The 26,269-nt window shown below is 55.7% G+C and carries 14 protein-coding genes; 11 read left to right on the top strand and 3 right to left on the bottom strand.

The window, feature by feature from the left end; translation table 11 throughout:
• Positions 1-356 precede the first annotated feature (356 nt).
• Positions 357-989 carry a vWA domain-containing protein gene (locus ACNS88_RS13100; RefSeq protein WP_435098419.1) on the bottom strand — a complete coding sequence of 211 codons (633 nt, stop codon included), beginning with the start codon at positions 987-989 and terminating at the stop codon, positions 357-359.
• A gap of 374 nt (positions 990-1,363) precedes the next feature.
• Between ACNS88_RS13100 and ACNS88_RS13095 the strand changes: the two genes are divergently transcribed.
• The 9 genes from ACNS88_RS13095 (at position 1,364) to ACNS88_RS13055 (ending at position 22,567) form a co-directional block, all read left to right on the top strand.
• The gene (locus ACNS88_RS13095; protein WP_435098416.1) at positions 1,364-3,202 is read left to right on the top strand and encodes a helix-hairpin-helix domain-containing protein; all 1,839 of its coding nucleotides are present in this window, start codon (positions 1,364-1,366) and stop codon (positions 3,200-3,202) included.
• 66 nt (positions 3,203-3,268) lie between these two features.
• Entirely contained in the window at positions 3,269-7,894 is a 4,626-nt protein-coding gene (locus tag ACNS88_RS13090; protein ID WP_435098413.1) for a homing endonuclease associated repeat-containing protein, read from the top strand.
• Positions 7,895-8,026: 132 nt separating this feature from the next.
• A complete protein-coding gene (locus ACNS88_RS13085) occupies positions 8,027-12,685 on the top strand; it encodes a DEAD/DEAH box helicase (RefSeq protein ID WP_435098410.1) in 4,659 nt (1,552 codons plus the stop codon).
• Positions 12,682-13,614 (top strand): hypothetical protein, encoded by a 933-nt coding sequence (locus ACNS88_RS13080; RefSeq protein WP_435098407.1) that lies wholly within the window; start codon positions 12,682-12,684, stop codon positions 13,612-13,614. Before ACNS88_RS13085 ends, ACNS88_RS13080 begins: the two co-directional genes overlap by 4 nt.
• Complete coding sequence (locus tag ACNS88_RS13075) at positions 13,611-14,450, top strand: hypothetical protein (RefSeq protein WP_435098404.1); 840 nt, start codon at positions 13,611-13,613, stop codon at positions 14,448-14,450. Before ACNS88_RS13080 ends, ACNS88_RS13075 begins: the two co-directional genes overlap by 4 nt.
• Position 14,451: 1 nt before the next feature.
• On the top strand, positions 14,452-17,325 hold the full coding sequence (locus ACNS88_RS13070; protein ID WP_435098401.1) for a TFIIB-type zinc finger domain-containing protein: 2,874 nt from the start codon (positions 14,452-14,454) through the stop codon (positions 17,323-17,325).
• Complete coding sequence (locus tag ACNS88_RS13065) at positions 17,264-17,995, top strand: hypothetical protein (protein WP_435098398.1); 732 nt, start codon at positions 17,264-17,266, stop codon at positions 17,993-17,995. The genes ACNS88_RS13070 and ACNS88_RS13065 overlap by 62 nt, the downstream gene beginning before the upstream one ends.
• A gap of 80 nt (positions 17,996-18,075) precedes the next feature.
• On the top strand, positions 18,076-22,152 hold the full coding sequence (locus tag ACNS88_RS13060) for a DEAD/DEAH box helicase (protein WP_435098395.1): 4,077 nt from the start codon (positions 18,076-18,078) through the stop codon (positions 22,150-22,152).
• Positions 22,124-22,567, top strand: coding sequence for a phospholipase D-like domain-containing protein (locus tag ACNS88_RS13055; RefSeq protein WP_435098580.1), 444 nt, complete (start codon positions 22,124-22,126; stop codon positions 22,565-22,567). The genes ACNS88_RS13060 and ACNS88_RS13055 overlap by 29 nt, the downstream gene beginning before the upstream one ends.
• A 108-nt stretch (positions 22,568-22,675) precedes the next feature.
• On the opposite strand, the gene ACNS88_RS13050 is transcribed toward ACNS88_RS13055, so the two are convergent.
• Both ACNS88_RS13050 and ACNS88_RS13045 read right to left on the bottom strand, forming a co-directional pair.
• Positions 22,676-23,404 carry a DUF8169 family protein gene (locus ACNS88_RS13050; protein WP_435098392.1) on the bottom strand — a complete coding sequence of 243 codons (729 nt, stop codon included), beginning with the start codon at positions 23,402-23,404 and terminating at the stop codon, positions 22,676-22,678.
• A gap of 6 nt (positions 23,405-23,410) precedes the next feature.
• Positions 23,411-24,469, bottom strand: a complete 1,059-nt coding sequence (locus ACNS88_RS13045; protein WP_435098389.1) for a DUF8098 family protein — start codon at positions 24,467-24,469, stop codon at positions 23,411-23,413.
• A 225-nt stretch (positions 24,470-24,694) separates the two neighbouring features.
• Here ACNS88_RS13045 and ACNS88_RS13040 point away from each other — a divergent pair, with 225 nt between their 5' ends.
• Together ACNS88_RS13040 and ACNS88_RS13035 are read left to right on the top strand one after the other, a co-directional pair.
• The gene (locus ACNS88_RS13040; protein ID WP_435098386.1) at positions 24,695-25,378 is read left to right on the top strand and encodes a hypothetical protein; all 684 of its coding nucleotides are present in this window, start codon (positions 24,695-24,697) and stop codon (positions 25,376-25,378) included.
• 174 nt (positions 25,379-25,552) lie between these two features.
• Positions 25,553-26,203: a transcription initiation factor IIB family protein gene (locus ACNS88_RS13035; RefSeq protein ID WP_435098383.1), complete on the top strand. Its 651-nt coding sequence runs from the start codon at positions 25,553-25,555 to the stop codon at positions 26,201-26,203.
• Positions 26,204-26,269 lie beyond the last annotated feature (66 nt).

Below are 26,269 nucleotides of genomic sequence, written 5' to 3'. Positions count from 1 at the left end.
TTCGCCCTTCGCTCGCCATATTAGTCAATAAGATGTCACTTCCGCAAAAAATGGAACTTTAGATAGGCAGTCACCATGTCACAGTCGATGTAACTCGGCTGTCTGTCGCTCAAGCTGGTCCGATCACCTCGAAGGCGTTGATGACTACCTCAGTGGGAAAACTGATCGCCTTCCCTGTCACGCTCTCCAGTTCCTACCTCGTGTCTACCAACGCGTTTCACAAAGCGTTGACTCAGATACCGTAGACGAGGATCAATAACTGCCATACTGATGGGTGGCCTAGTTGGCTTCAATTAACTCTCGCATGCTCCGGCACCCGAACCGCGGCTCAGAGATGTGATTGAATCCAGTCCGATTTAACGATCTGCTTCATCCTGTCGCAACCGATCTTCGTCGGTGAAATCTGACACCGTTCCAGTTGAGCGCGCGTCACTGATACGCTGAGACGTCGAGTCGTATGCGGCTCTGGCCCCCTTCCCCGAATGAGCCATATTGAGAGATCTGTCCGCATCGATACCCATGCTATCAGCAGCTAGTGCAGCATCCTGATTCGCGCCGATGAAGAGGAATTCCCATTCACACTCCTGCTGCCGCGTTTCGATCTGCTCCCGAATAACATCCTGCGGCGTTTCGGAGGCGTTCTCCTTACCGTCAGTCAGAATCACGACGACGACCGTCTCGGGTCGGTTCGCAGGGTCGATACCGTCGATGAAGCTTGCAGTATCTTCTATTGCAGTCGCGAACGCGTCGTAGAGTGCAGTCTGACCACCTGGCGTGTACGAATCTTTCGACAACTCGGGAGCGCCTTCAATCGCCGTTCCGCGATACGTTATATTGACTGTCGAATTGAAGTCAACGAGAGATACAGTTGCAGTCCCTTCCTCGTTACGTTGATCAGCGAGAAATGTATTGAACCCGCCGATGGTATCCTCTCGAATGGCCGACATAGACCCCGACGAATCGAGGACAAAGGTAACATGTGCATTCATGATGCACTCAACGGAGGTGCACTATTCCTAATAAAGAGATATTCGTCTGTACCCACTCAGTCTCCGCAATAAATTTCCTAGCCGAGTCCGCGGGTGGAGGTACGGGGTACCGCTGCCTACCCAGAACACCTTCGGACTGTAATCTATGCGTTCCAGATTTTTATAGAATTATTGTCGCATAGTAATTATTATAATTCTTGGATTGACTCCGCATTCTTAATTGATGAACTACATGATATTTCTACTAAACATCAAACACTGTCGGAGCTTGTCTTTAGAATATTAACCTTGTTGGCCGACTGTCATACTGTCCACACAATTTATTGTTGCCACTCCGGTAGAGGTACCACGATGCCGATAGGTGAGTGGTGGGTATGTTACTGACTGCGGCGATTGTGTTGCTTCTGATTGCGCTGTTCACGCAAAGCGAAGCGTGGGATGGGTTCGGTATGCTGGTTTATTTCCTTGGCGTAGGGGTTGCGGTTGTCGGTTGGGGTTTCAACGCCTTATCGACGGTTCTGCCAGTCGTATCTGGATGGGGTGGTGTCTTATTATCGCTCGTGACTGGGCCGCTTGACCTTCCAGTGTGGCAGTCGCTTGTGATTGGTACAATCCTGTTTTTTGTTGCTATCGCTACTGCTGACACGCAGTCATCAACGTCCAGTAGCACGACAGATAGCGCCTCACCTGATTCAGATAGTGCTGTAGTCCCAAACGTTGAGGAACTCCCAGGGGTCGGAGAGCAGAAAGCAGCGGCGTTACGTGACGCTGGGTATGAAGACGCCAACGATATTCTCGCAGCGTCGAAAGCGGAGTTGACAACTGTTGATGGAATCGGGACGGCGCTCGCCGCGCGTCTCATCGTATCAGTTGAAGATCGGTATGCAGAGCGCAATGCAGATGGCTTGACAACTGTGGAGTCAGACGGTTCGACTAATGGGGCTGGACTTTCATCCGGTACCGAGTCACCTGACCAGGCGTCCGATGACACAGCCACACTGGAAATGCACACTGACCGTGAGAAACTCCGATTAGTGGCTGGACTTGAGGCGACGTGCGACCGGATCGAAACACTGGTTGCAACCGGTGAGGTGGCTGAGGCGAACGACCGGATACCGGCGATGCGTGCCGCGGTGAGTGAGACACGCGAAGCATTAACCACGCTGTCAGGAGATCGTGATTTGCGGCTGCGTGTGAATGACGTCGAAGATCGGTTAGACGCGATTCCATCCGAAGCTGAAGCCCAGTACGACAAAGTCGTAAGTGATGGAGACGCACACGTCACAACAGCGCAGGATGCAGTCGAAACTGGTGATGTCGATACGGGGCTAGAAGCCTGTAAGAATGCGCATGCCGCGTATCGGGCGGCACAGGATGTGGGACAATCAGCGGATGCAGAGTGGTTTGCGGAGGAAGAAGCTGCAGTGTACAATCGGATTGAGACCGTCGAGTCGCTTACTGACCGGCTTGAACACGAGAGACAGGTGCAGCAGGCAGAAGCAACGATTAACACGCTGACGCAGCGGGTTTCATCACTCAAAGAAACGTCCCAGCTAGGGGAAGCGGAAGACGTCATGCAATCGGTTGTCGAAGACGGAAAAGACGCGCTTGAGCGTCTACCTGATAACATTACCACGTCGGAGCTGGAACACCGCGTGTCACACCTGCGCGAGCAAGTAACAGAATTCGAATCAGTGGCCGACCAACTCGCAGCACAGTCCTCGTCCACTCCACCCACGTCGGACACTGAAGCGATATCTCTGATCAGGGAAGAACCCGGTGATACGCCGGACTCAGCGGCGACAGCGACTGAGGAACCCCAGAACGTGGAGTCAGCTGCGTCGGAACAACCGAGTGAACCAGAGCATGATGCGGCGGAGTCGCGTTCGTTCGTACGGACCGTAGACAAGATCGACGAAACGGCACAGCATTCCACTCCCGTGGTGTTACAGATTCGTGAGCACCTGACTGAAGACGGTCGACGGCACGTGTTCCGTGCAGTCACCGTTGACGGGGAGTCGGTGCAGCTTGACGTGTGGAACCGACATATAAGCGAATTTAACTGGGAGTCAGGTGCGTGGTACGTATTCGAGTCGGTGCGTGGACAGCACTGGACGGTGAACGGTGAGACGGGTGTGACGGTAAGCACGACACCGAACACGACCGTCACGCAGCGCGAGTCGATACCGAACGCCGAACCGACGACGGGGTAGCGGAACCGGCGATACTATTTTATTTGGCGGTTGATGACAGGATGGCAAGCAGTTATCACCTCAATAATGGATCCGTTCAAAAATCAAGTCGATGATCGTACTTCGTACACGGATCTTGACGAGCAGTTCTATGACGCGCGGCTCTCCAAAAACTCGTTGACACAGGGCGATTGGCCGTCACAGATTGACCGCGCCGCAATCGATGTTACGTACGGCGTCGCGCTCGGGACGACTGACGCTGCCTTCGATCACGGAGCGACAATCGGCCGTATGGATTTTGGTACGGCGTGCGGATCACACTATGTTGACGGGTTGCAAGCCCTTGCTGGGTCACAGTCAGACCTGCCACAACTCATCGCTGAATACGACGCAAGCGACATCGGCGACTTGGTCTTCCGACTCAATGAACTCCGCGTTGAACTCACGAAACTCGGGTTAGACGACAGCGAAATTGGAGATCTCAACCGCGCAACCGAAGCGCTTATCGAGAAACTCATCACGCAACACGGCGACGAAGAGTTGTCTCGGCAGCCACTGCAACAACCGGAAGCCGTTGCCGACCTGCTGTACCAACTGTTCTCCGACCCGGCGGTGACGAACTTCGCGGACATCCTCATCGACTCAATCACGGCAGACACTGGGAGCAGTATCGGTGGGGATAGCCTGTTAACACACCTGGACCGGCCGCAAATGGTCACCCGGTTGTGGGACCATCAGCAACGCGCTATCAAGAGATGGGTCGACAACGGGACGACCGGGTACGTGAACATGGCGACCGCAACCGGGAAAACCGTGCTCGGCCTCGCCGCTATTGCGCACCTGTTCGGCGACTTACACCCTGCAGACACGGCAGACATCCCGGCAGCAACACGATCACCGACGGGCCGTGCAACCGTGCTTATTGTCGCCGGACAGGATTTACTCCTTGAACAGTGGCAAAGCGAGTTCGACGAGCATCTGAACATCCCACGGAGCCGTACCGAAACAGGCAGTGATGGTGACCGGCACATCGAACTGGCGTGGGGCGACATCGAATTCCGCACCGCACAGGAACTCCTCGCAGCCGACCCCGGGCTGCACTACGACCTCGTCATTTTAGACGAAGCCCACCGATACAGCAGCGGGCGGCGTGGCAGTCGCGGGTGGCGTGACTTATTTGATGACCTCACGACGAACGCCGACAGTGTCTTGGCGATGTCCGGGTCGATCGATGACGAGTGGCTCGGTGACTCCGGCGTCAAAGACGCTCTCGAAGCGAACCTGTCTCAATGTATCGAGTTCGGTATCAGCGAAGCCCGCGAGCAGAACGTCATCGCGGATTTCCGGTGGGACGTGTGTTACGCCGCGAGTAACTCCGGCGACACGCTTGCCGGAGTCGCAGACTCGACCACCACGCTCACACCGACATACGACACCAACACGCACAAATTCACGCCGCAGGAACTCTCCGGTGACGTCCCAGCCACCGTCCCAGACACGTTCGAAACGCTCCGGGACCTCCGATCGTTCGCGCAGAGCAAAGATGGGAAAGACGCGCGGGATCAGTCGGAAGCGTTCGACACGTTCGCCACCGCCGCGTTCTCCCGCCGACCGAAACGCTGGCAACTGAACCCGCCGCACGACATAATCGGGCAACTCCTCACCGAACACGTCCCGGACCGGAAGGCCGTCGTGCTGGTTCAGAGTTATGCACAAGCCGACGCAGTCTCCGAATATCTTGTCGATTACTTCGACGCGAACACCGTGTACACGCCGGCGAAAGACGAAGCCGCGCCATACGACACGATCACGGCGTTCAAACAAGCAGATGCCGGCGTGCTCGTCGGACCAGGAGACGTGCTCGGCGTCGGCGTTGACCTGCCCGACGCCGGGATCGCCGTGAACCTCGCTAAAGGGGGGGTGAACGCATCACTCATTCAACGCATCGGCCGGATTCTCCGGAACCCGACCGGTGACAAGCACGCGCACTTCTACCACGTCGTCACCATCCCGGGCGAGACCGACGCGCGAATCCCCGGCGAAGACGGCCGGCGACTCCTCCGCCGCGCCAGCGAATTCCGCGCACTCGGTTCCCGATTCCGCGAACATCCCGGGTTCGTCGCCGTCAGCGACACCACTAGTCAAATACTCCGGGAACTGGAAACTGCCGGAGCACGCGCCACTATCGCCGACAACCGCGACACAAGCGACATGGTTGACGACGACGTCGCCCGCTCTTTGTTAGATGAGCTGATCGATGAGATCGAATCGACACTAGACGAAGCTCGGGAGCAACCTGTACTTACAACGTACTGGCAGCCCGAATCGCTCACTCCTAGCATAATGCCCGTCCAAGACTCTGTCAGTCATACCGTTACTCCGGAACCCTCCGAAGCCACCGCCGACTCTACTCCGACACGTCTCACCGTCACTGTAATTGACACCGACGGTGAGGCGATTAAGAACGCCGCAGTCATCGCCGAAACCACCACGGACTCAGCCGAGCAGATTACCGACGCGGACGGCACCGTTACCATCACGCCCCCCACCTCCGGAAGCGACCCGTGCCTGTTCGTTTCCCGGGCTGGATACCAGAACCAAACACACGATATTCCAGGCGAAGAGGACACGGTCACGATCACGCTACCGAATACAAGCCACACTGCTCTGAGCGCGCACACGGCCGAAAAAACGGCATCCGACACCACCACAGAACCCGCTGAGTCGTCCGACGAGCCGAGAACTCCGAGCAGAGACGAACTCCGTACCGAAATTCAGCGTGTTGACGGTGTCCTTGCCGGATATCCAACCCTCAGTGAGATGGACACACACAGCAGATACGCGTCCGCACGCTACACGGACGCGTTCGAATCGTGGACCGATGCGCTACACGCCGCCGACATCGACCCAGACCAACGTGTAATCAGTGACGTACAACGCGTTGCTGACCAAGTCGACGGCGTCCCAACGATGGGAGATATCGCCACGCACAGCCACTTCACACCAGCCACACTCGGTGAACATTTCGGAAGTTTCGACGCCGCGATCGCTGCCGCCGGTGTCCATGACTCGGGACAGTCTCCAACACCGTCGACTAACACTGGCCCCGAACCCACAGAGAGCAACCCTACCACTGCCACACAAGATGTAGACGAGACAGCGGACACAACTAGTACATCGTCCAGTACCTCGAATCCCGACACGACCACCACGAGAACAAGCAGCGAGACCTCAACGCGCGATGACCTTATCAGCGAACTACGGGAGTTAGCCAGCGACTGGGACGAGATCGACCGAAAGCTCCTTTACTCGGTTGGTGATCACCATCCGGACGAGTACAAAGACGCTTTCGGGAGTTTAGACGCCGCACTCGTCAAAGCAGGTGTGGCCGACGAAGACACAGTGGAAACGTTCAAAATAAATCAATCATCACTAACAGAGGAACAAGAGGAGCTCATCACCGAGCTCCAAAACCTTGCGAGCGACTGGGACAAAATCGATCGAAAACTTCTGTATTCCGTCGGCAGTCACCACCCAGATGAATACGAAGATGCCTTTGGAAGTATAGAGGATGCACTCATCGAAGCAGGACTTGTTGACGCTGAAACAGTAGACAAAGTAAACACGAGAAACCCAAAGCGATCACAACCACCGGATGACCATACCGGTCCGGTCACAGGGACTACCGGGCACCGCGAGACAGACCAACCGGTGTCTGATAAAACGACATCCTCCACATCCTCGACGGTTTCGCTGCCCGACGGCCGCGTCGACAAAGTAACTATCACCGTCCTCGAAATTGACTCGAATCCCGGTAGCAAACGCGACGCCTGCCTCCAAGTAGAACTCCAAGACGGTAGCGAACTGCCGCTTGACATCTGGACAACACACAACCTCTCGCTGGACTGGACCATCGGGGCCACATACACAATTGAGCAAGCTCGACACAAAAGATGGGAGACAGACGCGGGGACTGGTCAGGAGCTCAGTAGCACGAAAGATTTCCAAGCCAAACGAATCGATACCAGCTCACGGAACAATACGTCTGACTCCGTTTCATCGTCATCGCCAAGCGAAGACGAAACATCGGGTAGTGGGGAAACCACCACAGCAAGCAGCGGTACTCCAAGCCGCCTTGACCTCCTTGACGCAGTTCAACACGTTGCCGGAACATTTGAACGACCGCTCAAGGCAACGGACGTAAGCGACGCCACACAGTACTCAGTTAACGATATCACTCGTGTGTTCGGATCCTGGCAGAATTGCCTTGATGCGGCCGGAATCGACAACGAAGCCCGACTTATTGAGGACCTACACCGAGTGGCCAATGAACTCGGTCACAAACCCTCCACTGCTGAAATGAACGAACATGGTCATGTGACTGCTAGTACCATCGCCAACTACTTTGACACGTACACGGCAGCCACCGAGCAAGCCTTTGATAAAACGAAATCCTTCCAGCCACCGTCCGACCCCGCTAAGGACGACAACTCAGAGACTTCCAACGGAGAGAACGTCTCTACAGACACGGACACCGGCTCTGGAGAGCTAAGAGACGTAAATGGTGTCACAGACAGAATTGAACAATCGCTTCGTCAATCAGGGTTCGATACGCGAAGCGAACTGAAGAAGGCATCAGTAGACGATCTCGCCGAGGTTGACGGAGTCAGCAAACAGGTGGCGATGCGAATCAAACTAGATGTCGGCGGATAATCAGGAGACGGAAGAAATACAACCACAGAAACATCTCGTAATAACTACTCTAACTTTCTAATGCATTCACCACAGCGAACACTCGACTCCGCGATTGACCGTGCGGCAGAGATCACTTGGTGGAACCGCCAAATGACTCGACTCGATGAAGTAGTCGGCGATGAGGAAGCGACATCGTTCATCCGGAACGAAATCGTCGAACAAAAGGGTCCATACGTCGAGTTCGTCGATGCTCCGAAGTTCCATGAGCGATCAGCGGCAGAGTTCCTCGGTGATCTCGACTACAGTGACGAACTCATCGACGCGATCATCGGTGACCTATTTGACGGCGACCCGAGTGGGTCGCTTTACGAACACCAAGCAGAGACGATCGATTCGATTTCGGCTGATTCGAACGACAACGTCTTGGCGGTGCCAACTGCGACGGGAAAGACGGAGTCGTTCTTTTTCCCGATCCTTGATCACTGTATCTCCACGGACGAACCAGGATTGAAGTCGCTAATCGTCTACCCGATGAAGACTCTCGGCGTTGATCAGCTCAATCGGTTTATTTCGTACCTCGATCGGATTAACCGCCACCGTGACCCTGAAGACAGGATTACGATCGGAATTTGGGATTCCGACACACCGACCCGGATAGGGACCCGTGAACACGAAATCGAGGAGGGTTCGTACGTCCGAGGACTCGAATGTCCGCGAGAGGAGGGCGAGAAGCTCCGGATGCTCGGCGACATGACGGTGGGGACGCAAGACAACAAATATTCGTGGATTCGGGTCACACGGGACGCTATCAGAAACGGCGCAGATATCCTGCTCACGAACCCTGAGGCGCTCGACCATATGTTCGTGAGCAACAACTCCGAAACGCGTCAGATACTCGGGGAAGACCCAGGCCAACACCCCGTGGAGCACGTCGTTTTCGACGAGGCGCACGTTTGGAGCGGCATCTCCGGAGCCTCAGTTCGGCTCCTCTCGGAGCGGCTTAAATCGTTCTACGCGGAGAGGGATCCCCAGATAACGATGGTCTCTGCTACCGTGGACAACCCTAGGGAGCTCGCACACAAACTCACTGGAACGCCCGAAGCCGAAATCAACTCGATCGATTTCACGCCGCGGAAGTTCCCGATCCAATCATCTCCCTCGTTCGATCGATTTACCCCGTGTGACCTCGGTGAGATTGCCGCTGTACTTGCCCTCGCCGATCTCGGCGAATCAACCCCCGATAACCTCGCCGAAGCCGGCCTCGAGGATGCCTACGAAACGGTCAGCGAGGTCGGTCTCGTATCTGTCGATGCTGCGAATGTCGTGACTCTCCCAACAAGCCTCGATTGGGTTCGGAGCCCCATCGCTGACGAAGTGGATGCTCTCCTCGCGGACGACACGTTCGACTCGGTATCGGAGATTACATCCACTGAATCCGGGCAGAACCATCTTGCCGACACGCTGCTTGAGACCGGCGGCCTCGATAGCGAGTGGTTCGATTTCGTCAGCTCGCAGGTACCCGAGGCTGCGGCGTTCGCTAGCTGGTTCGACGAAGGGACGACCGGCGACGTCGGGTTCAGACACTATGACGGCCTCCTCGCAGAGCTCGCCGACGAAGATGTCGACGAGACCGCCGGAGTGCTGGACGCGGTGATGGCGTTCGGCCGCCTTGCGGGGATGGTAACGGAGAAGTACCACGTCTTCCTGAAGCCGCCGACCCAAGCGTACCTCTGTGAGTCTTGTAGCGACGTTACGCGGGATAAACACTGCACGTCGTGCGATACACGAAACGCGGAGATCCAGTTCTGTAAGCGGTGTCACTATCCGTTTGTCGAATACGATACGGCTGACGACGAGGAGAGCTTCCGACCGTTCGACCATGCTGCCCCCGTCGACGACTGCCCAGGTTGTGGTCAGTGGCTCCGGCTCACGGATATCGGCGTGCCGACGACGAGCCTCCTGTCGTACATGTTGACGGAGGTCTGCCGAACGAGCCCGTCGAAGAAGACGCTCGTCTTCTCGGACTCCCACAGCGCCGCCGAGTCTGTCGGTGACAGTATCATCGGGACAGAGTACGGCTTGATGGCGGAGACGCTCTACGTACAACATCTGATCGAGAACGGGGGTAGTGCCGGCAACTACGAGGCGTTTCGTGCAGTCGCCGATGAGCTCCGGGAAGCGTACTGGGAGCCGCTCATCCAGAACGAGATCGACGAGGACGGGACGGCGTACAACTTCCTCCGTACGCTTCTCGACGATATCGAAGCTCACGCGATGCTTCACAACGCGGAAAACCTCCTCGATAGCGCACTTGTCACCGCGGAGCCTGTCATCCAGTTCGACGACCCGGTCGAACGGGTCGTTGCGCACGAGGCTTACAAGCTGTTCGTGAAGGATCCTCGGGTGGGATTCTCGAAGAACACCATCGACATCGAGGGGGTCTCGCTTCCCAAGATCGCTGAGCGAATTTCGTCTCGCTCTGGCTACGACACCGAAACCGTCTACAACGTCCTCCCTGAGGTCCTTGATGCGTTGCTTGACGAATCGATCGTCGTTGAGCAATCGTGGGAAGAAGTCAGGCAGACGATAGCGAACGCGAACGTCAGTGAAGACCGGAAAGAGGAAACCGTCGAATACATCGAGCGGGTCCGTGACGAGTTCAACGAGGCCGGAATTCGTGATGAGGAGTCAGAAACGGGAATTCTCACCCGCGTTGTGCGCCGCGATAAGTCGACGCTTACACTCTTAGAGCGGGCATCATTCTGTACGGAGTGCTACCGATCGTACCCCATCGGCGACGCCTCACTCTCGGCTTGTCCCGACTGTGGGACCCCGATCGAATCATACCAGCGGTTCACTCGTGACGAGGACGAAAGGCTCGTCGCCGACCCCGGGTACGCGGACATCGACTCTGGCTGGCCGTATGCCGTCGACCACTGGGCCCACGACATCACGACGCCGATAAGGAATGGTGCCGACCCGGAGTTCATCAGTGTCGGAATCCACAAGGGAAACGTTCCGCACACGCTTCGCGGAGCGATCGAGGAAGGGTTCCGTAAAGACGACCCGGACGTCAACATCGTCAGCGCGACGCCGACGATGGAACTGGGGGTCGACATCGGAAGCCTCGATACCGTCGCCCAAGTGGGTATTCCACCAACGCTTACGAACTACGTCCAGCGAAGCGGTCGAACCGGCCGGACCCGCGGGAGTTCCTCACTTGTCGCCACCGCTATTCGGGGCGAACACCCGGTTGACGGGCACTACTACGGGAACCTCGAAACGTTCCTCGATGACTTCGAACCCGTCCGTGTCCCTGACCCTTACGAGTTCGAAGAACTCCTCGCTGGCCATGTCGTGACTGAAACATTCGCGTATCTGGCCCGCAACCCGCACCCCTCCAACGTCTTCGAGAGGAAATACCTCTTGAACGAGACCAACCAGAACTTGGACGCGTTCGTTCACAGTGTCGAGGAGAGTCTCGACATTCTACAGGAGTTCCTGCTTGCAGAACGCCGAGAAGCACTCGAGCGACATCTGCGGTCGATCTTCGGTCAACAGGGCATCGACGCGTTCGAGTCCGTGTTCATCGACAGTGGGCCCCTTTCGATGCCTCATCGTATCGAGAAAACGTTCTCACAGATCATATCGATGTCGGGGTCGGCGGAGACAAACAAGGCGTTCACCGAATCGAACAATCGCCTCGATCAGTGGCTGGGCCGCCTCGGTTATCTAGCGAACTACCGCAGCTTCGGCCAGCAATTCCCCGTGAAGTTCTCAGGACGTTCCGAGGGGATCGAGTTCGAGGGGTCCGGTCGACTCTACGACATGTTCCCCGGCCCGGAGAACGACTTGGGATCGCTCGTCACCCTCCACGGTACGGACTACATCGTGGATGACGTCCGCGGAAGTTCAACACCGCTCACGACGGTTATGGTGTGTACGAACGAAGACTGTGAGCGTCCGTTCGAAAGCTACGAACTCGACACGGAGCAGTGTCCGTACTGTGATGCCCCCCTCGAAGAAACGAACGTTCATGGGGTGAGTTCGGTCGAGTGTAAACCGGCACGTGGCGGACAGAAGCGGTACAATACTCGGGGACTGATGACGACTGCCGTCTCCGATAGCGACGTTCCCCCGCAAAAGACCGCCTCGATGACTGTATTCGGACTGGACTGTGAGGCAAGTTACGGGGAACTCGATGTCACGGACTTCGTGTACGCGTTCGAGCGCCGCCACTCGTCGAGCCCCGATAAGTCGATCCTTCGGTCGCAAGCCCTCATCGAGCGCGATCCGTCTTCGTCGTCGCCCGAAAGCGGGAAATCGTGGGAGGACCGCCTCGAGGAAAGCGAGACCGAAGAGTACGCACCGGTCGGCCAACAGTATCACACGCAGGGTCTGACTCTCGAGTTCGACCAGAATGACGTTGCCAATCGACTCGATGTCGATGACGATGAGGAGATTTGGCCACAGGCGCTCGTTAGCCTGAAGCAGGCCCTCGAGAAAGCGATTGCCGTCGTTGCACAATGCGAACGGTCGGATTTCCGAGTCGATACAGACAAGACTGAATCGACGATCACCGTTAATATCGTGGATAGCCGTCAGGGTGGGAACGGGATCGCATGGCAGGTCTGGAACGCGCTCGATGACATCCAGGCTCGGGTCGGAGAGGTCGCCGACTGCGACCGATGCGAGGATTACTGTGACGAGTGCTTACTCCTTTCGCGCACGCCCGCCTACTACCTCGAGAACGACTTGCTCGATAATCAGGTTCTCAGTGCCCTAGTCACCGTTCCCTCCAACGCATGACGGAGCCATCAACGTTCAAGCGGCTCAGGAACGCCGATATCGCGGCCATCCACGACGACACCGGACAAACGTACTGGTGGATGCTTCGATCGCTTCCGGCCATCAACTATCTCGGGTTCCAGACGTTCACCTACCCTACGTCGTGGCGCTCACTCAACACCGGTGGGGAGTTCCCGTCGTACACGCATCAGTACGACTACCTCGACTACGACTACAAAGTCCTCGGCCAACTCGAGGAAGACGCGTTTCGCAACGATTTGGTCGTAACAACGAGCGAGTATTATGAGGGCGAGACACAGTACTCGATTGACCATCTCGTCAGCCGCTATGCTGCTCGTCCAGAGACGCTCATCGTGGTCACGGACTCACGTCGGTTCACGCCACGTGGTGGACAGCGTCCGCTCTACCAGGAACAGTTCGTCGAAAACGTTGGCTCCTATCAACGTCTGTACACCGGATTCGAGCAGGTGTATAAGGACGCCGGGTGGGACCTCCCGCTACTGGACACAAAGAATCTCTTCATCCACGACAACGCGAACCTCTATGAGTTCATCACCGGGGAAAAACTCGAGGATACCGAAGCCCTGTTCGAAGTTCTTCCCGATGCACCGTTCCTGCCACTATACGCTGTATTCGGGCAGATTTTTGCGCGACCAGACGAGTACGGCTCCGTTCCACTCGACGAGGACGACGTGACGGGTCTCGAACGGTGGCTACGCCGGCGCATCGAGTGGGACCGGGAAACCGCGTCCGAAGTCGCTCGAAGCCTCAACCGTGCGGTGAGCGACGATGGACAGACGTTCGACCCGTCCTACGCGGCACGGACGCCGGTAGTGAAGGACGCCGCAGACAGAGCGGTCGAGATCGACCCTGACGAATCATCAATTCATAAACGATACCATGCCTGGTTACAACAGCCTAACAGATGAGTAGTAGCGAAGGATATCTCCTCAACGCGATTCAGACGCCAGGGCCACTCCTCCCGGTATATCGATCGATCAGTCAGGGGAGCGAGACGAAGTCTCATATCAAGAGCGACACCCAAATCGATTCTGGGCTTGATTCCATCCTTGACGGGCTTCGGCTCCTTCGGATGATCGGCAAAGAGGAGGAAGCGTACTACGCTCGTGAGTATGAGTGGGACGTCGGAGACGAGCGCTGGAATTTCCGACTCACCGCTCTCCACAACCTTGCACAAGAGTGCCAGTCAAGTGACTGGGGGAAGCAAGCCGCTGTTCTGCTCAATTACAAGTTCTTACTCGATAAGGACATCCAGCATTTCGAAAACAACGAACAACAGATCTACTCCGATATCGACGATTGGTACTCCGAGATTAATTATCGGCCACAGTCTCAGCAGGGGCTAATTGTACATAATGACCCTAAGTTCGCTAACTGGACACGGCTCGTTCACTTCCTCGGACTGGTACATAAAGTGAGTGGACGTGAACATACGGTCTACCCTGACCCGACTTTGATCCGACACTCGCTCGAACTCGCCGCTGAAGGCAGCGGGATAAATATCGATGGGACGCCCGGCATCGTTATCGAGCGGTATCTCCGCTGGCTCCGTGAGAATCTGCTTTATGTCGAAACGACGTCCGACGGTTCGATCCCCGAAGGGATTGCTCGTGTCCTGTTCGAGCTCGTTCGGGACGATGAGATTCGGGTCGTGGAGTACGGAGACTCCGGTGCCGTTGGCCTCGGTGGTATCCCCCCGTACGATGGAATCGACGGCGAAGCAAACGCAATCAAACTGATCTGACATGAGCACGATTCAGGAAGATACAGAGTTTCAGTGCCCGCACTTCGAGGCAGTTGATGAGAAGACGCTTCGACAGTTGTTCTCGAAAGTTGCAGCCGTCCGCTCGGACAATAAGGACCTATTCGAGTTCACACACCGGCCGATCAAGGTATTTCGGTCGCCACAAGGAACTCGTTCAGAAGAAGAGGTCGTCGGCGAGGATGCAGTGTATCGTGAATTCACCGACCAGCGAGTCGGGAATTTCTCCGTGATCATCGAGGGGGAGGTCGGAACCGGGAAGTCTGAGATGTGTGCCTATTTGTCACACCGTCTTGACGAGGATGGCCGACCGATACTCCATGTTGATAAAGACGACGACCTGATGACGCTTCTCTCGGAACGAATCCCCGAGTTCTACGAACAACATTTCGACGAAGAGATGCCCGGTGCGTCGAACTTCCAGCAGCTTCGGGATGACCTCAAGAAAAACGGGAGCGTTGTCGCTAACAACGCAACGTCCGGTGCGATTCTCAACCTCAGTGCACGGGGCTACGATGTGGATGCGCAAGGTAAGGAAGAGAAGATCCGGGAGTTCGTTCAGGACCAACTCTCACTTCTCGTCGAGAAGGGCAAATATGCGAAGGAAATCAAGTTCGTCACCGAGCAAGCGTATCGTCGGAACGATTTCCTACAGGTTGTCGAGGACACCATCGACGTGGAAGACGCCGTTGAAGCGTTAAATGAGGAACTTTGGCGCGAGATTCGGGAGCGTTATCAAACTGCGTCCCTTGACGACGTTCTTGAGCGCGTGGGCGATCGGTTCACAGATACGCGCCCCGTGATCATCTTCGAGGACTTCGCCATCACAGCGATGGAAGGACAACGCCTCCGAAACTATATGGAGCGTGACAAACCGAGCGACAATTGGGACTTCGTCGTCGCAGGCACTCGAGATTCAACGGAGGTTCTTCATACACAAACTGCAGAGGACCGTTTTGAGTTTTATCGGACGAACCGCCAGAACTCGAATAGCGTCCTCTTCCTCGACGAAAACTCCGCTGTGGACTTCATCCGCCCATATCTCGGGTATTTCAAATCGTTCGACGGAAGTGTAGAGTACGACCGTAGCGGAGATGGACTCGAACTCTCACTAAACCCTGCACCCTCGGGCACAATCTGTTCTGACTGCGGGTTCTGTGACGAGTCATTCCGCGACCTCTTTCCGTTTAATGAGCCGTTCCTCGAGCGAGTCTACGCTGGACTTCAAGAAGACGAGAAATCGCCCCGTGAGTATGTTATGGCTGTATTCGATGTGCTTCGAGATTACTACGAAGGGTACATCGACGCACCATCCAGCGCTGATCGGCTAGAAGTATTAACTAATCAAGTTGATCCCGCGACCGAGGTCTACGAGAGCGCAGAGACACTTGCCAACCTTGCTCGATGGTATGGGGTTCCGACAAAAGGCAAAATAGAGGTTGATGCTAGGTTCGTCGATGCTTTCGGAGAATCCGAAGCTGTACAGGAAGTGGATGGGGTCAGCCGTTCGAATGGCAGTATTACTGTCCCGACAGACCTCGGATCCACACCGCCCGTCAATCCACCGGACGATCCACCGGTCACGCCACCGGACCCACCAAAGCCGCCTAAAGCCGAGCGGTTAGTCCAAGAGCTTCGGCCGAACGTACAGCCGTGGCAAAGCAATCCTGATGATTTCTCAAAAATAACCCAGTATATCCGTATCGGGCTACGAGACACAATTAAACACCTCACCGATAACTTCGAACTGTTCGACGGGATGGGACTGCGATATAACCTGAGCAGTCAGAAGGATCCATTCGTCTTCGCAAGTCAGCAACAGTCTCTTGATGGGGATCAGATCGTTGTCGACCCCCAAGAATTTCGGCTGTCTGACCTGAAAAACCTCCTTGAATTCGGTATCTATCGAGAGGAGGGAAAATCACAAGCTGATTTCGACGAGTTGCTCAGGGGGCTCGGCACGCAGCTGACAGGGTATGCGCGAGATTGGCAGCAGCAGATCATCGAACAGAACATTAATTCCGATCTAAAATTCTTCAAAAAGAATGAAGATCATGAGTTCGAGGATCTAGCTCTGGCTGGCTACGCGTACGTGGTCCTTCTCAGCTCTCCGTTCAAAGAGGTAACCGCCGAGCGGCTGAGCGAACGATATAGCGAATCCGGTTCGTACACGCTTGATTCAAAGTTGCGAGCAGCATTGAAACAGGAACTCTCGAAAGACGGATTCAATAATCTAGTCGAGTTCATGAACCAAGCTGACCGGTTCGAAGAGATGGTCAGTGCCTTCTTCGGAGCGAACGCGAACACGCTCGACGTGGCCCGTGTTCGTGAGCGGCTTGAGGATCATCCCCCTACTGCCGTCTTCGAAGGGCTTGGTCGGGGTAGAATCCAGCGTGTCTCCTCTCGTATACGCTTCGATACGGACAGCAAAATCCGGGATATTGCTGATATTTCGTACGATCTCAACAGCGTGTTTGAGGAGTTGGAAGACGAGTATAGAGAGAGTACGGTTACCACGGTCTCCGATGAACTCGCGTCAGTCTCGATCTCGAATATCGATGGCATTCTCGAAACGCTTCGGACGTATGACCACGTGGACACCGACATGGTCGAGTCACTCGGTAAGTTCGTGGCGTTAGATCAGCAAGCTATCGACGAGGCAGCGGACGCTGCTCGTCTTGCTGGTGACCTTGAGAACAGGTCGGCTGACGAACGGTTACAAGCGATATTGATCAGCATGAAACTCACGAAAACCAACGTCTACGAGCGTTACGACGATATTTCGATTGTCGGCGGTGGCACCGAATCCGACTTTGCAAAAAACTTCCTCGAGATTGGAGGCTACTATGTCGACTGACAGTGAGTCGCTCGAAGCCAAGCTGCAAAGCGTACAGAAGCAGTATCGACGTCAGCATCTCGCTGACGAACTGGACGAATTAGCGGAGACGATGGAGGAAACACTCCTCCAGCGTGAACTCGCAAGTGCGTTCTTCGACGAGCGTGTCGAAATCGACACCTCGGCGCGCCAGTCTGTCGACGAGGTTATGGATCTACTCGAACGAGGAGAATACGAAACCATCGAGGAACGTCTCCCGGCGCTCGAATCAGAGGTAGAGAGTGCAGAGACGACGGTACAGAACCGGATCCAGGAACTTCGGCTGAAGCACAATTCAACGGTTACCGCGATGCAGCGGCTGAACGATCGCGTCGAACGCGTGGACGAGTTGCGACTCCGAGCTCTCGGCGGCCTCCTCGACGACTGGCGGTGGAAGGAGCACGTCTATTCGGAGGAGGACGTGATGTTTGAAGAGTTAGCTCAGAATGCCCGCGAATACGGTCAGGAGATGCGTGAGGCGTTTGATGAACTTCAAGAGACGCTGTTTGGCCACTATCCACAGGATATCAGGTCGCTGATCGAGCGAATGATCGACGACGAACGCCTCTCGTACGCCGACCTCAAACCCGAACAGCGGACGCTGCTCGCTGAGTCTGATATCGGCGAATATATTGAGCTGACACTCTCGTAGTCTCCTTCCTCCCGTCGTTACGAGGTGTTAGTAAGCTTGAAGAACGGGCGGGTGAACGACAATAGTATCCCCTTCTTCTCATGCAATTCGTAGACCGGAACACGAAGCCATCTCGGCTAAACGACGATATTCAGCCACTGATCGAAGCGATACTTCAGAACCGCCGAATCTTCAGGTCGGAGCAGGAAGACCCTCCGTTCGTCACCGAGGCACTCAAGTACAGGCGTGAGCGGCAGAAGAGACGACAGACGAGCCCGTATACCGGGTCTGATGAGTTCGTTCAAGAGATAATCGACCTGTTCGGATTCGATCCACTAGACTTCCAAGTCAAGAGTTGGCAGACGGTCGATAAACTCGACCGGGAACGGCGAGAGTCGAATCAGAACAAGGCTGCCGTGTTTTCTGCACCCACCGGATTCGGCAAGACGGAGGCGTTCCTGGGTCCACTCTACCAGCTGCTTCGTGATGGACGACAGGAGTCGACAGCTATCGTCTACCCGAGTCGGGCATTGCTACAGGACCAACTGGGTCGTGTCCTCGAACACATCCACCAGATCAATTCAAGCACCGACGATCAGCTCTCCGTCGGTGTCTACGTCGGTGGCATGCCGTACAAGATGAACGAGGTCGAGGGAGATCGAACCTTCTTCACCGGTGATAGCGGCCGCCCTCGGTTCAAACTCGCCAACTGCTGGTGTGGCGAGGAAGGTAGCCCGAACGCGTTCGAATACCACGGAACTTCTCAGAGTTACACGCTCCGTTGTGAGGCCAACCCGGACCACTCGTTCACCGATCGTGAGCTGATCTTGTCGCGCCACGATATGGTGTTCAACAATCGGCCCGATATTGTTCTCACGACACTTGAGTCACTGGAAGGGTTCGCTCTCAAGCCACACTATTCTCTGGTCGATGACTTCGAAACAATCGTCTTAGACGAGGTCCACATGAACACCCAGATTCGAGGGGCTCATGCGTCGAAGATAATCGAGAACGTCAACGCGATTACCGAGCAGCCAATCCTCTGGTTGGGGTCGAGCGCTACCATCGACAATGCGGCTCGATTCGGAAAGCGCCTCTTCGGTGTGTCGAACGACGACATCCGTACCGTCGAACCCGGCGCATCGGATTTCGATGACGACCACGACGATTACGAACACTACTACTTCATGCTCGCCGCGCCTGACGGGCCAGGTGCGTCGTCGATGTCGATCCAACAGCACCTTCTCCTCGGACACAGCCTCCTTGAGCAGTCTTCCGGGCAGCGTGGGAAGATGCTCGCCTTCATCGATAGTATCTCTCAAATCAATCAAAAATACACGCAGCTCCTCGACGCGGACCACAACCGAGAGCTCTGGCGCTACCACCTCGGCGACGGCGACGATGATGTCGAAGACTGGGCGGCCGTTGCTGAGGCGATGGATCACAGGTTCCTTAACGAGCACCTCTCGTTCATGCCGGTCTCTGCCGAACACGGTTTTGACTCGGGGGACGTCGGTGCCAGCGACGTCCTTCTATCCACGTCGTTCTTAGAAGTGGGAATCGACGTCGGCGAAATTAAGACGATTACACAGTACAGGACGCCTTGGGATCTTTCCTCGTTCAAACAGCGTGCCGGCCGCGCCGCGCGTAAGGAGGGAATGGATTCACACATCGCGGTGATGCTCTCGAGTCTCACCGGGGATTCAAACATGTTTTACCGGGCGGACCGGTTCCTCGACTCTGATATCCGTACACCGCTCAAGACAGACAACGATGTTATTGAATGGGTCCACTCTCGGTTCCGTGAGTACTACGAGGTGTCACTCGGAATCGAAGACCAGCCCAATCTCACCCTTCGTGACCCCGGTGAACAGTTCCTCGACGAATATCTCGACGATCGACTCGAGTTCGACGCCTACCGTGATCTACTGCTTTCGCCAGGGGAATTCTTTGACGAGGAGTTCGGAGTTGACGTCGCTCCCCAGCCCTTACTCTCAGAGGAACTCGTAGGCGAGGCGCGTACGGCACTCAGGTCACATCTCGAAGACCAGCGCGAGACGTTCGAGGAGATTGAGTCATTCTTCGAGCTCGATGACGGAAACGTAGTACGGGGCGAGGAAACGGTCAACACCTATGTCCACAAGGTCCAAGATCAGGTACTCGAACTGATCAACGCCTTCTCCGGGCAGGTGTCGGGCTATGAGGACGAACTCGAGGCGCTCGGGGAAACGGGATACGAGGAGGAAGTAGCATCCCTTGAATCGAGTTTAGCAGACCTTCGAGAGACTGCGTCGGAAATCCCTGAGGGAGATACGCAGACCAAGATACGACATTTCGATGACTTACTGGCGGACCTGTTCAGCCTGACTGGTCCGCTGATGAAATTCCGGAGCCGGCTTGATCGTGCTACAGATCGGACGATTCCACAAGTTCGCACAGACAGGCTCAGTGACGTACAAGACGCGGCTATGCAGCTCGACAGTCTAAGCGACGATGAACGGATCAAGGATTACTACCGCACACAGAAACGCATCCACTACCTCATCGAGACACTCGACGAATTAGAGGAATACGTCGCGTTTAGCAACCCGCACCTCAGTCTATACGCCGTCAAGCGGCTCCTCCGCGGTGCGTATTACTTCGAGCAGTATCTCGGCGTGAACGACCGTAGCCTCGGAGAGGTTTGGTACATCCCTCAAAACTACTTCGGTGGTGCTGGGCGCTTCTTTAGCGTCTTCAATCCCGATAACGGCGACAGCACTGATGAGTCGATCGACAAGCTCGTGAGTACCTACACGCCGTATCGGTCGGAGTACCAATCGGAGACGAACCAGATGTACGCGTTCCTACCGCGTACTCGCGTTACAGAAGACGGCGTCGAACTGGACTACTCCCAGCACGTCAGTGGAGAGATTCAGGACGGCATCCTCATCCCTGATTCAATCGAGCTGTCCGCGATGGCCGATCTGAGTGAGGATGCGATGAATATCGTCCGGTACTGCCCCGTCTGCTACCAGATAATCACCGATATCGATAGCTGCCTACGCCACAACAAAAGTGAACTGGGGAAAATCCATTCGAACCCCCAGGTAAGTACGAACGTCGAACTCCGCTCGGAAACGGAGCGGGCGGGTTCGGTAACGCTTGCGGACGTCTCCTCGGAGGTAACACTTGACGGAGTTACGTTGAGTATTCGTCCTGCTCAGTCATGGGGGACAGAGGTGAGTTTCGATCAGCGGGACCCGTTCGAGGTAGAACTCGACAGCCCGGAAGAGAAACTCGGCTTCCAAATCGACACACGAGGACTCGTGTTCGATCTCGAGTCGTTCCTCGAGAGAGTCGCCGACGAGGACGTTCGTTCGCTCGTCGAACGCTACCACGAGTTCGAGGAGATCGACTACGAATACGTCGCGTATCACACGGCAGCACACTTCTACCTCCAGATCGTCTCGGATATCAGCGCCGTTAATACCTCGATGCTGTTCTACGGCTTCGACCGCGATGCAGGCGAGGTGTACATCTTCGAACGAACAGAGGGTGGCCAGGGAGTCGTCGACTTGGTCTTCGACGACCTATCGAACGATCCCGGGACAGTGCTGGAAGCGATTAACCGGGTCGGATACAACTCACAAGTTATCAACGAACGCCTCTGGGCGAGTGAATCCTTCGTCGACAAACTCTGTACATCCACCGCAGAACCCGATGTTGAGGCGGCGGTCAGAGAAGCGCTCAACACCCCGTTCGAGTCAGTAGTGGATCGGGTCGTTCAAGAAGTCCTGTCCAGCGTTGACAAAGCCGAACAGTTCGCAATCGACGAGGAAATCGAAGCCATCGACGCGTTTCGGGTGAAGCAGACAATCGCTCAGAAGCAGGTAGACGGTGTGGATGAGTTCCCCGATACTGCCGTCGATGCGCTAAGCGTCGATCTCTCCGATGTCGACCGAGCAAAAACGGTGTTCTTCTCCCCCGATATCGACGGCTGCGTGGAGAATCTTCACCTCGGGGAGTGTATTGCCGCGACGGATCAGAGTGACTCACTCAGTTACGTCCTGCTCGAAGCCCTTCGAGAGGATATTACTGAAACAGTTCCCGCTGACCAGACTAGCACTGAGATGTTCGACCGAGAACTACCCCCAGCAGGTGAATTCGATGACAAGAGCGTTTTCCTTACCTTCTGAGAGCCTCTCGTACTTCATCGGGTTCACGCTGCTGCACTGCGACCCTGTCGTCGTGGTCTCGCCCTGGCTGAGCGACGTCTCCCTCAGTCTCCCGATCAACGACCGATTCGAGTCTCGGGAAGTGTCCCTCGTCGAAGCGCTGGCAACGCTCTCAGAGAAGGAGATCCATCTTCTGGTTCGTTCCGGGGAGTCACACAACGATTACATCAAACGGAGACTCCCCGAGCACGTTCATGTTCAGGAGATCGAGGGCCTCCACGCGAAGGCTGTCGTCTCGGACTCGTTCGTCTACCTCGGCTCGGCAAATATCACACGTGGCGGCCTCACCCTCAACCGGGAACTCTGTGAGGTAATAGAGAACGAGTACGGTTCGGCGACTGAGTACGTCAAACTGACACTCGATCTCACTGTGTGATGGACGTATTCAGGCTCGTGGAGGGTAGGTGATTTGGCTCTGTTGAAGCCCTCAGAACCGGATACGAATAGCGTACAAAATACAGAGATTGTATGCAATCGGGCTAATTCACGAGGTAGAAGAATCGAGTGGCCGAATCTCATCGACGACCGAGAGGTCTTTTGGGTGGACAATCGTGATCGTCCACTCCTCTCCCTTCGCGCCTCTGAGAACCTCGTTGAACTCGTCCGCGAGATCGAGCAGGTCATCTCGGTCAGTCGTGGCGAACACGCCCGAACTCTCCTCAGCCTCTGCTGACCAGAGCGCAGCATCGCCAACGACGCTTCGATCCTTGTCGTTCGGAATAACGTCCTGCAGCGCGAACAGTACGGTCAATCCTGGCTGTTGGTCGAACAAGCCGTCCGGAACGACTTCATCGACGAGATGGTTAAGGCGACGCTCGATCGAACGAAGTGCATGGCGGAGGTCGCGTTGGATCTTACGCCGGTCGTCCAACTGAGCAAGCTTCATCTGGATGTTTCGTATGTGCCGCTCATCATTCGCCTGAAAATATGGGCGTCGTGACGCCGGATCGTACTCACCGATGTCTTCCGTGTCGTCGATGAGGTACGCGAGGAAATCCTCGTAGATGTGTTCACGGCGTTCCCGGACCTCCTCGAGTTCGTCAGCGACGCTCACTCCAACGACGACCTCGACATCGTCACTATCGATTAACGGAGACGTGTGGTCGCGTTCAATGACCCGCTGGGCGTAGTTGAGAAGGACACTCGTATCAACGAAGACGTTGTCGGGACTCAGTGTCCCCACCCCTGCATCGTCATCTCCGATACCAGGCATGTTCTTTCATTCGAGATACTGTGTTGATAAATCGCACAGTCTTTCGGACAGGACACTATCGTCGATCGGTTCGTAGTCGCCCGGTGATGGGAGAAGGTCGACCGAAGCGAGATCGGCCGCGATTGTGCTTCGTTCGTCGAGAACGCGATCGTCAAACTCTTTGAAGGCGGCGAGCTGCTCTGCCCGCAAGTGGTCGGCCTGAGAGCCACTCGCGGTGTTCGCTGAGATGAGGAAACAGGGATACTTCCAGACGTAGTAGTAGAAGAAGTCCTGAAGACGTTCGATGGCCGACCGGTGTTCAGGAGTGAGATCCGCTGTCGAATGCTGATCGAGTCGCATTACGGCATCTTCGATGAGGTTGGTACTCTCAACAACGATATCGAGAGTCTGACTGAGGTCGTCGTGGCGACCAATATAGTAATGGAGGTCAGAAATCGAGAGTCCGATAGACTCCCGAATCGAAGCAATCGACCGTTCCGGGGTGTCGCCCTTGATGATGGCGTCAATCGCGTCGACGAGGTCAGCGAGATGCGTCCGGAGATGTGTGCTCTCGATGTACAGAAGACGGTACTCGTCGGGAGCCGTCTCTTGGTAGAAGTTCTGGAGGAATCGCATCGTCCGTTGGTGCCAGAGGTCGGGAATCTCTTGGCGGTAGAACGACAGCAGATCGCCTCGGGAGACGTACGCTTCGAGGTCGGATGAGAGCTCCGAATCGAATTCCTCCCCTGACGAGTCGGTAAATAGAATCGGATCGACCGTGCTAACGCTTTCAATCACGTCCTCAGAATCTGTTTCCGGAACTGACGGACTGCTGGGTCCTGTCGGTCCGTCGGCCGTTTGGAGTGCATCCGGACCGATCGACCGATCAGGGACGACAGCACCGGCGAGATACCAGCTATGAGTGACCGGGATCTCGAACTCGTCGATTGCGAAGTACAGGAGCTTCTGTATTTTCGTCTTGTTCGCGTAGCTCTCGTCAATTTCCGGGAGTGAATCTATCGCGTCCTCAAGGACGTCAAGAAGCTGATCAACGAGTTCGGATTCAGTTTCAGTGAGATCAATCATCAATTCTCGACGGTAGTGGCGTTTGTGCCGATAATCGCAGCGAGGGTGTGCAGCAGTAAATCTCTTCGGTCGTTTAGTCATCCTGGTCGGAGGTTTTCGGGCAGGTACCGTTCAGTCAGTCGAGAGCGCATATCCCATTTAAATTGACACCTGACGAAACCCGCTAGTTTTTGACGTTCAGTCTTCCGGCGGGTAGATTATCACCCAGACACGTGTAACGAGAGTGTGGCTTCCACATCACCACTTAATGTCGAATACTGGGCACTCCAGTACTCGGCTCAACAAGATGACAATGCGACATACACAAACGTAATTCGTGATCGTACGGACGCCCTTGAGCGCGCGCGGACCCTCTGGGATTGGAAAGACCTCAGTCGCGGAGTCGATGTCGATGATATTACCGATGTCCTCACAACAGATGAGCTGATCGACCTCCTCGATGACAGTCCCGGTGATGCTGTCGGCAAGTTGGCCGACTTACTCGTGGAGCGCGGTGCACTTGCAAACCGGACCGTCGTCACCCCCGCGTTCCTCCTCCATCTCGCTGACAGCGGTCCCGGACAATACTCTGTCCGATTCCCGATTTTTGACGTTCGATGCTGGGTCGCGTATGTCTACCTAACGAGACGGCGCGATAGAGATCGACCACTCCCAGGGAGTGCGACCCAATCGCCGGAACGCTTCGGCGAGTTCAGTGCGTTCTTCCAACAAACTATTCCAGAGCATGTCGACGGGAGACGCTACGAACAGGCAATTTTTCGGTTCGGTGCGTACATTTCTGCGCTTCCATCTGACACAATCAGCGACATAGACGCCCATCTAAACGGGCTGGAGAATGCGATCTCGAGAGTGTACGAGTCTTCTGGTTTCGCACTCACATCTGATTCCGCCCGAGGGTCCGAATACTGATCTCGGTTATCAATTTAAGTCAGATACTGTTGCTCTGTCGTACTGGGCGAACCCGGCACAGAATGTGCCTCTGACAATCGCCCATCCTTTCAAGCGTCGGACGAGGGTAAAGCTCAAGAGAACGCCGGACACATAACAGGATAAGCACCGAACTGCTGCATCAGCAGCACCGGCTTGTTGGCACCGACAACGAATTCCCGTCAGCCCCAACGTCTCGCCAGTAGTGCAGCTTCGGCCACAACGGCCGGCCCCCACCCCAAAAGTCGCAGTGAAACGACTTCGGGGACAGAATGTCCAGATTGCGTCGACGGCGAACTCCTCACCGACGATGGAGTCACCTATTGCAACGACTGCGGCGTCGTAGTTGAAGACTCCCCGATCGAGCACAGCGAGCCCCAGTGGCGCGAGTATAAAGACCGCCGACTCGGGCCAAAGCAGAGCCAACAGTGGGTAAATACCGGCACCACGATTACTCGATCCGTTCACGGTGACACGGATCGACTCAGCCGATACAACGAGCGGCTGCAGAGCGATGAACGCTCACTCGTAAGTGGTCTCCGCGAACTCCGCGATGTCGCGGCAGCAGTCGAGCTATCTCAGCCGCTCCGTGAGCGAGCAGCGTACTGGTACCGACAAATCCTCCAGAATGGATTATTAAAGGGCCGATCAATTGAGGGATTCGCTGCCGCGTGTGTGTTCCTCTCGGCACGAGAGCGTCGATATCCGATGACGCTGAGCCGGCTCGCTCCGTACTCTGCGCTCTCGGAATCGAAAATCCGCAACCACGTGAGTATCCTTCGTGTTGAGTTCGAACGGCTGTGTTGAATCACCATACAGCAGCGAGGTAGGCCGCTAAATCAAAGGAGTTGAAGCGGGAGACTTCAGTTGTTC

The organism is Halorubrum shenae, assembly GCF_051194165.1.
Taxonomy (GTDB): Archaea; Halobacteriota; Halobacteria; order Halobacteriales; family Haloferacaceae; genus Halorubrum.
The sequence above is the reverse complement of the archived record's forward strand: the minus strand, read 5'-3'. Positions and strand labels throughout refer to the sequence as shown.

Coding starts and splice junctions, on each gene's coding strand:
- ACNS88_RS13070 (WP_435098401.1), top strand. CDS start 14,452: ATGAGCACGATTCAGGAAGATACAGAGTTTCAGTGCCCGCACTTCGAG.
- ACNS88_RS13095 (WP_435098416.1), top strand. CDS start 1,364: ATGTTACTGACTGCGGCGATTGTGTTGCTTCTGATTGCGCTGTTCACG.
- ACNS88_RS13100 (WP_435098419.1), bottom strand. CDS start 989: ATGAATGCACATGTTACCTTTGTCCTCGATTCGTCGGGGTCTATGTCG.
- ACNS88_RS13055 (WP_435098580.1), top strand. CDS start 22,124: ATGACAAGAGCGTTTTCCTTACCTTCTGAGAGCCTCTCGTACTTCATC.
- ACNS88_RS13075 (WP_435098404.1), top strand. CDS start 13,611: ATGAGTAGTAGCGAAGGATATCTCCTCAACGCGATTCAGACGCCAGGG.
- ACNS88_RS13045 (WP_435098389.1), bottom strand. CDS start 24,469: ATGATTGATCTCACTGAAACTGAATCCGAACTCGTTGATCAGCTTCTT.
- ACNS88_RS13050 (WP_435098392.1), bottom strand. CDS start 23,404: ATGCCTGGTATCGGAGATGACGATGCAGGGGTGGGGACACTGAGTCCC.
- ACNS88_RS13085 (WP_435098410.1), top strand. CDS start 8,027: ATGACTCGACTCGATGAAGTAGTCGGCGATGAGGAAGCGACATCGTTC.
- ACNS88_RS13090 (WP_435098413.1), top strand. CDS start 3,269: ATGGATCCGTTCAAAAATCAAGTCGATGATCGTACTTCGTACACGGAT.
- ACNS88_RS13060 (WP_435098395.1), top strand. CDS start 18,076: ATGCAATTCGTAGACCGGAACACGAAGCCATCTCGGCTAAACGACGAT.
- ACNS88_RS13080 (WP_435098407.1), top strand. CDS start 12,682: ATGACGGAGCCATCAACGTTCAAGCGGCTCAGGAACGCCGATATCGCG.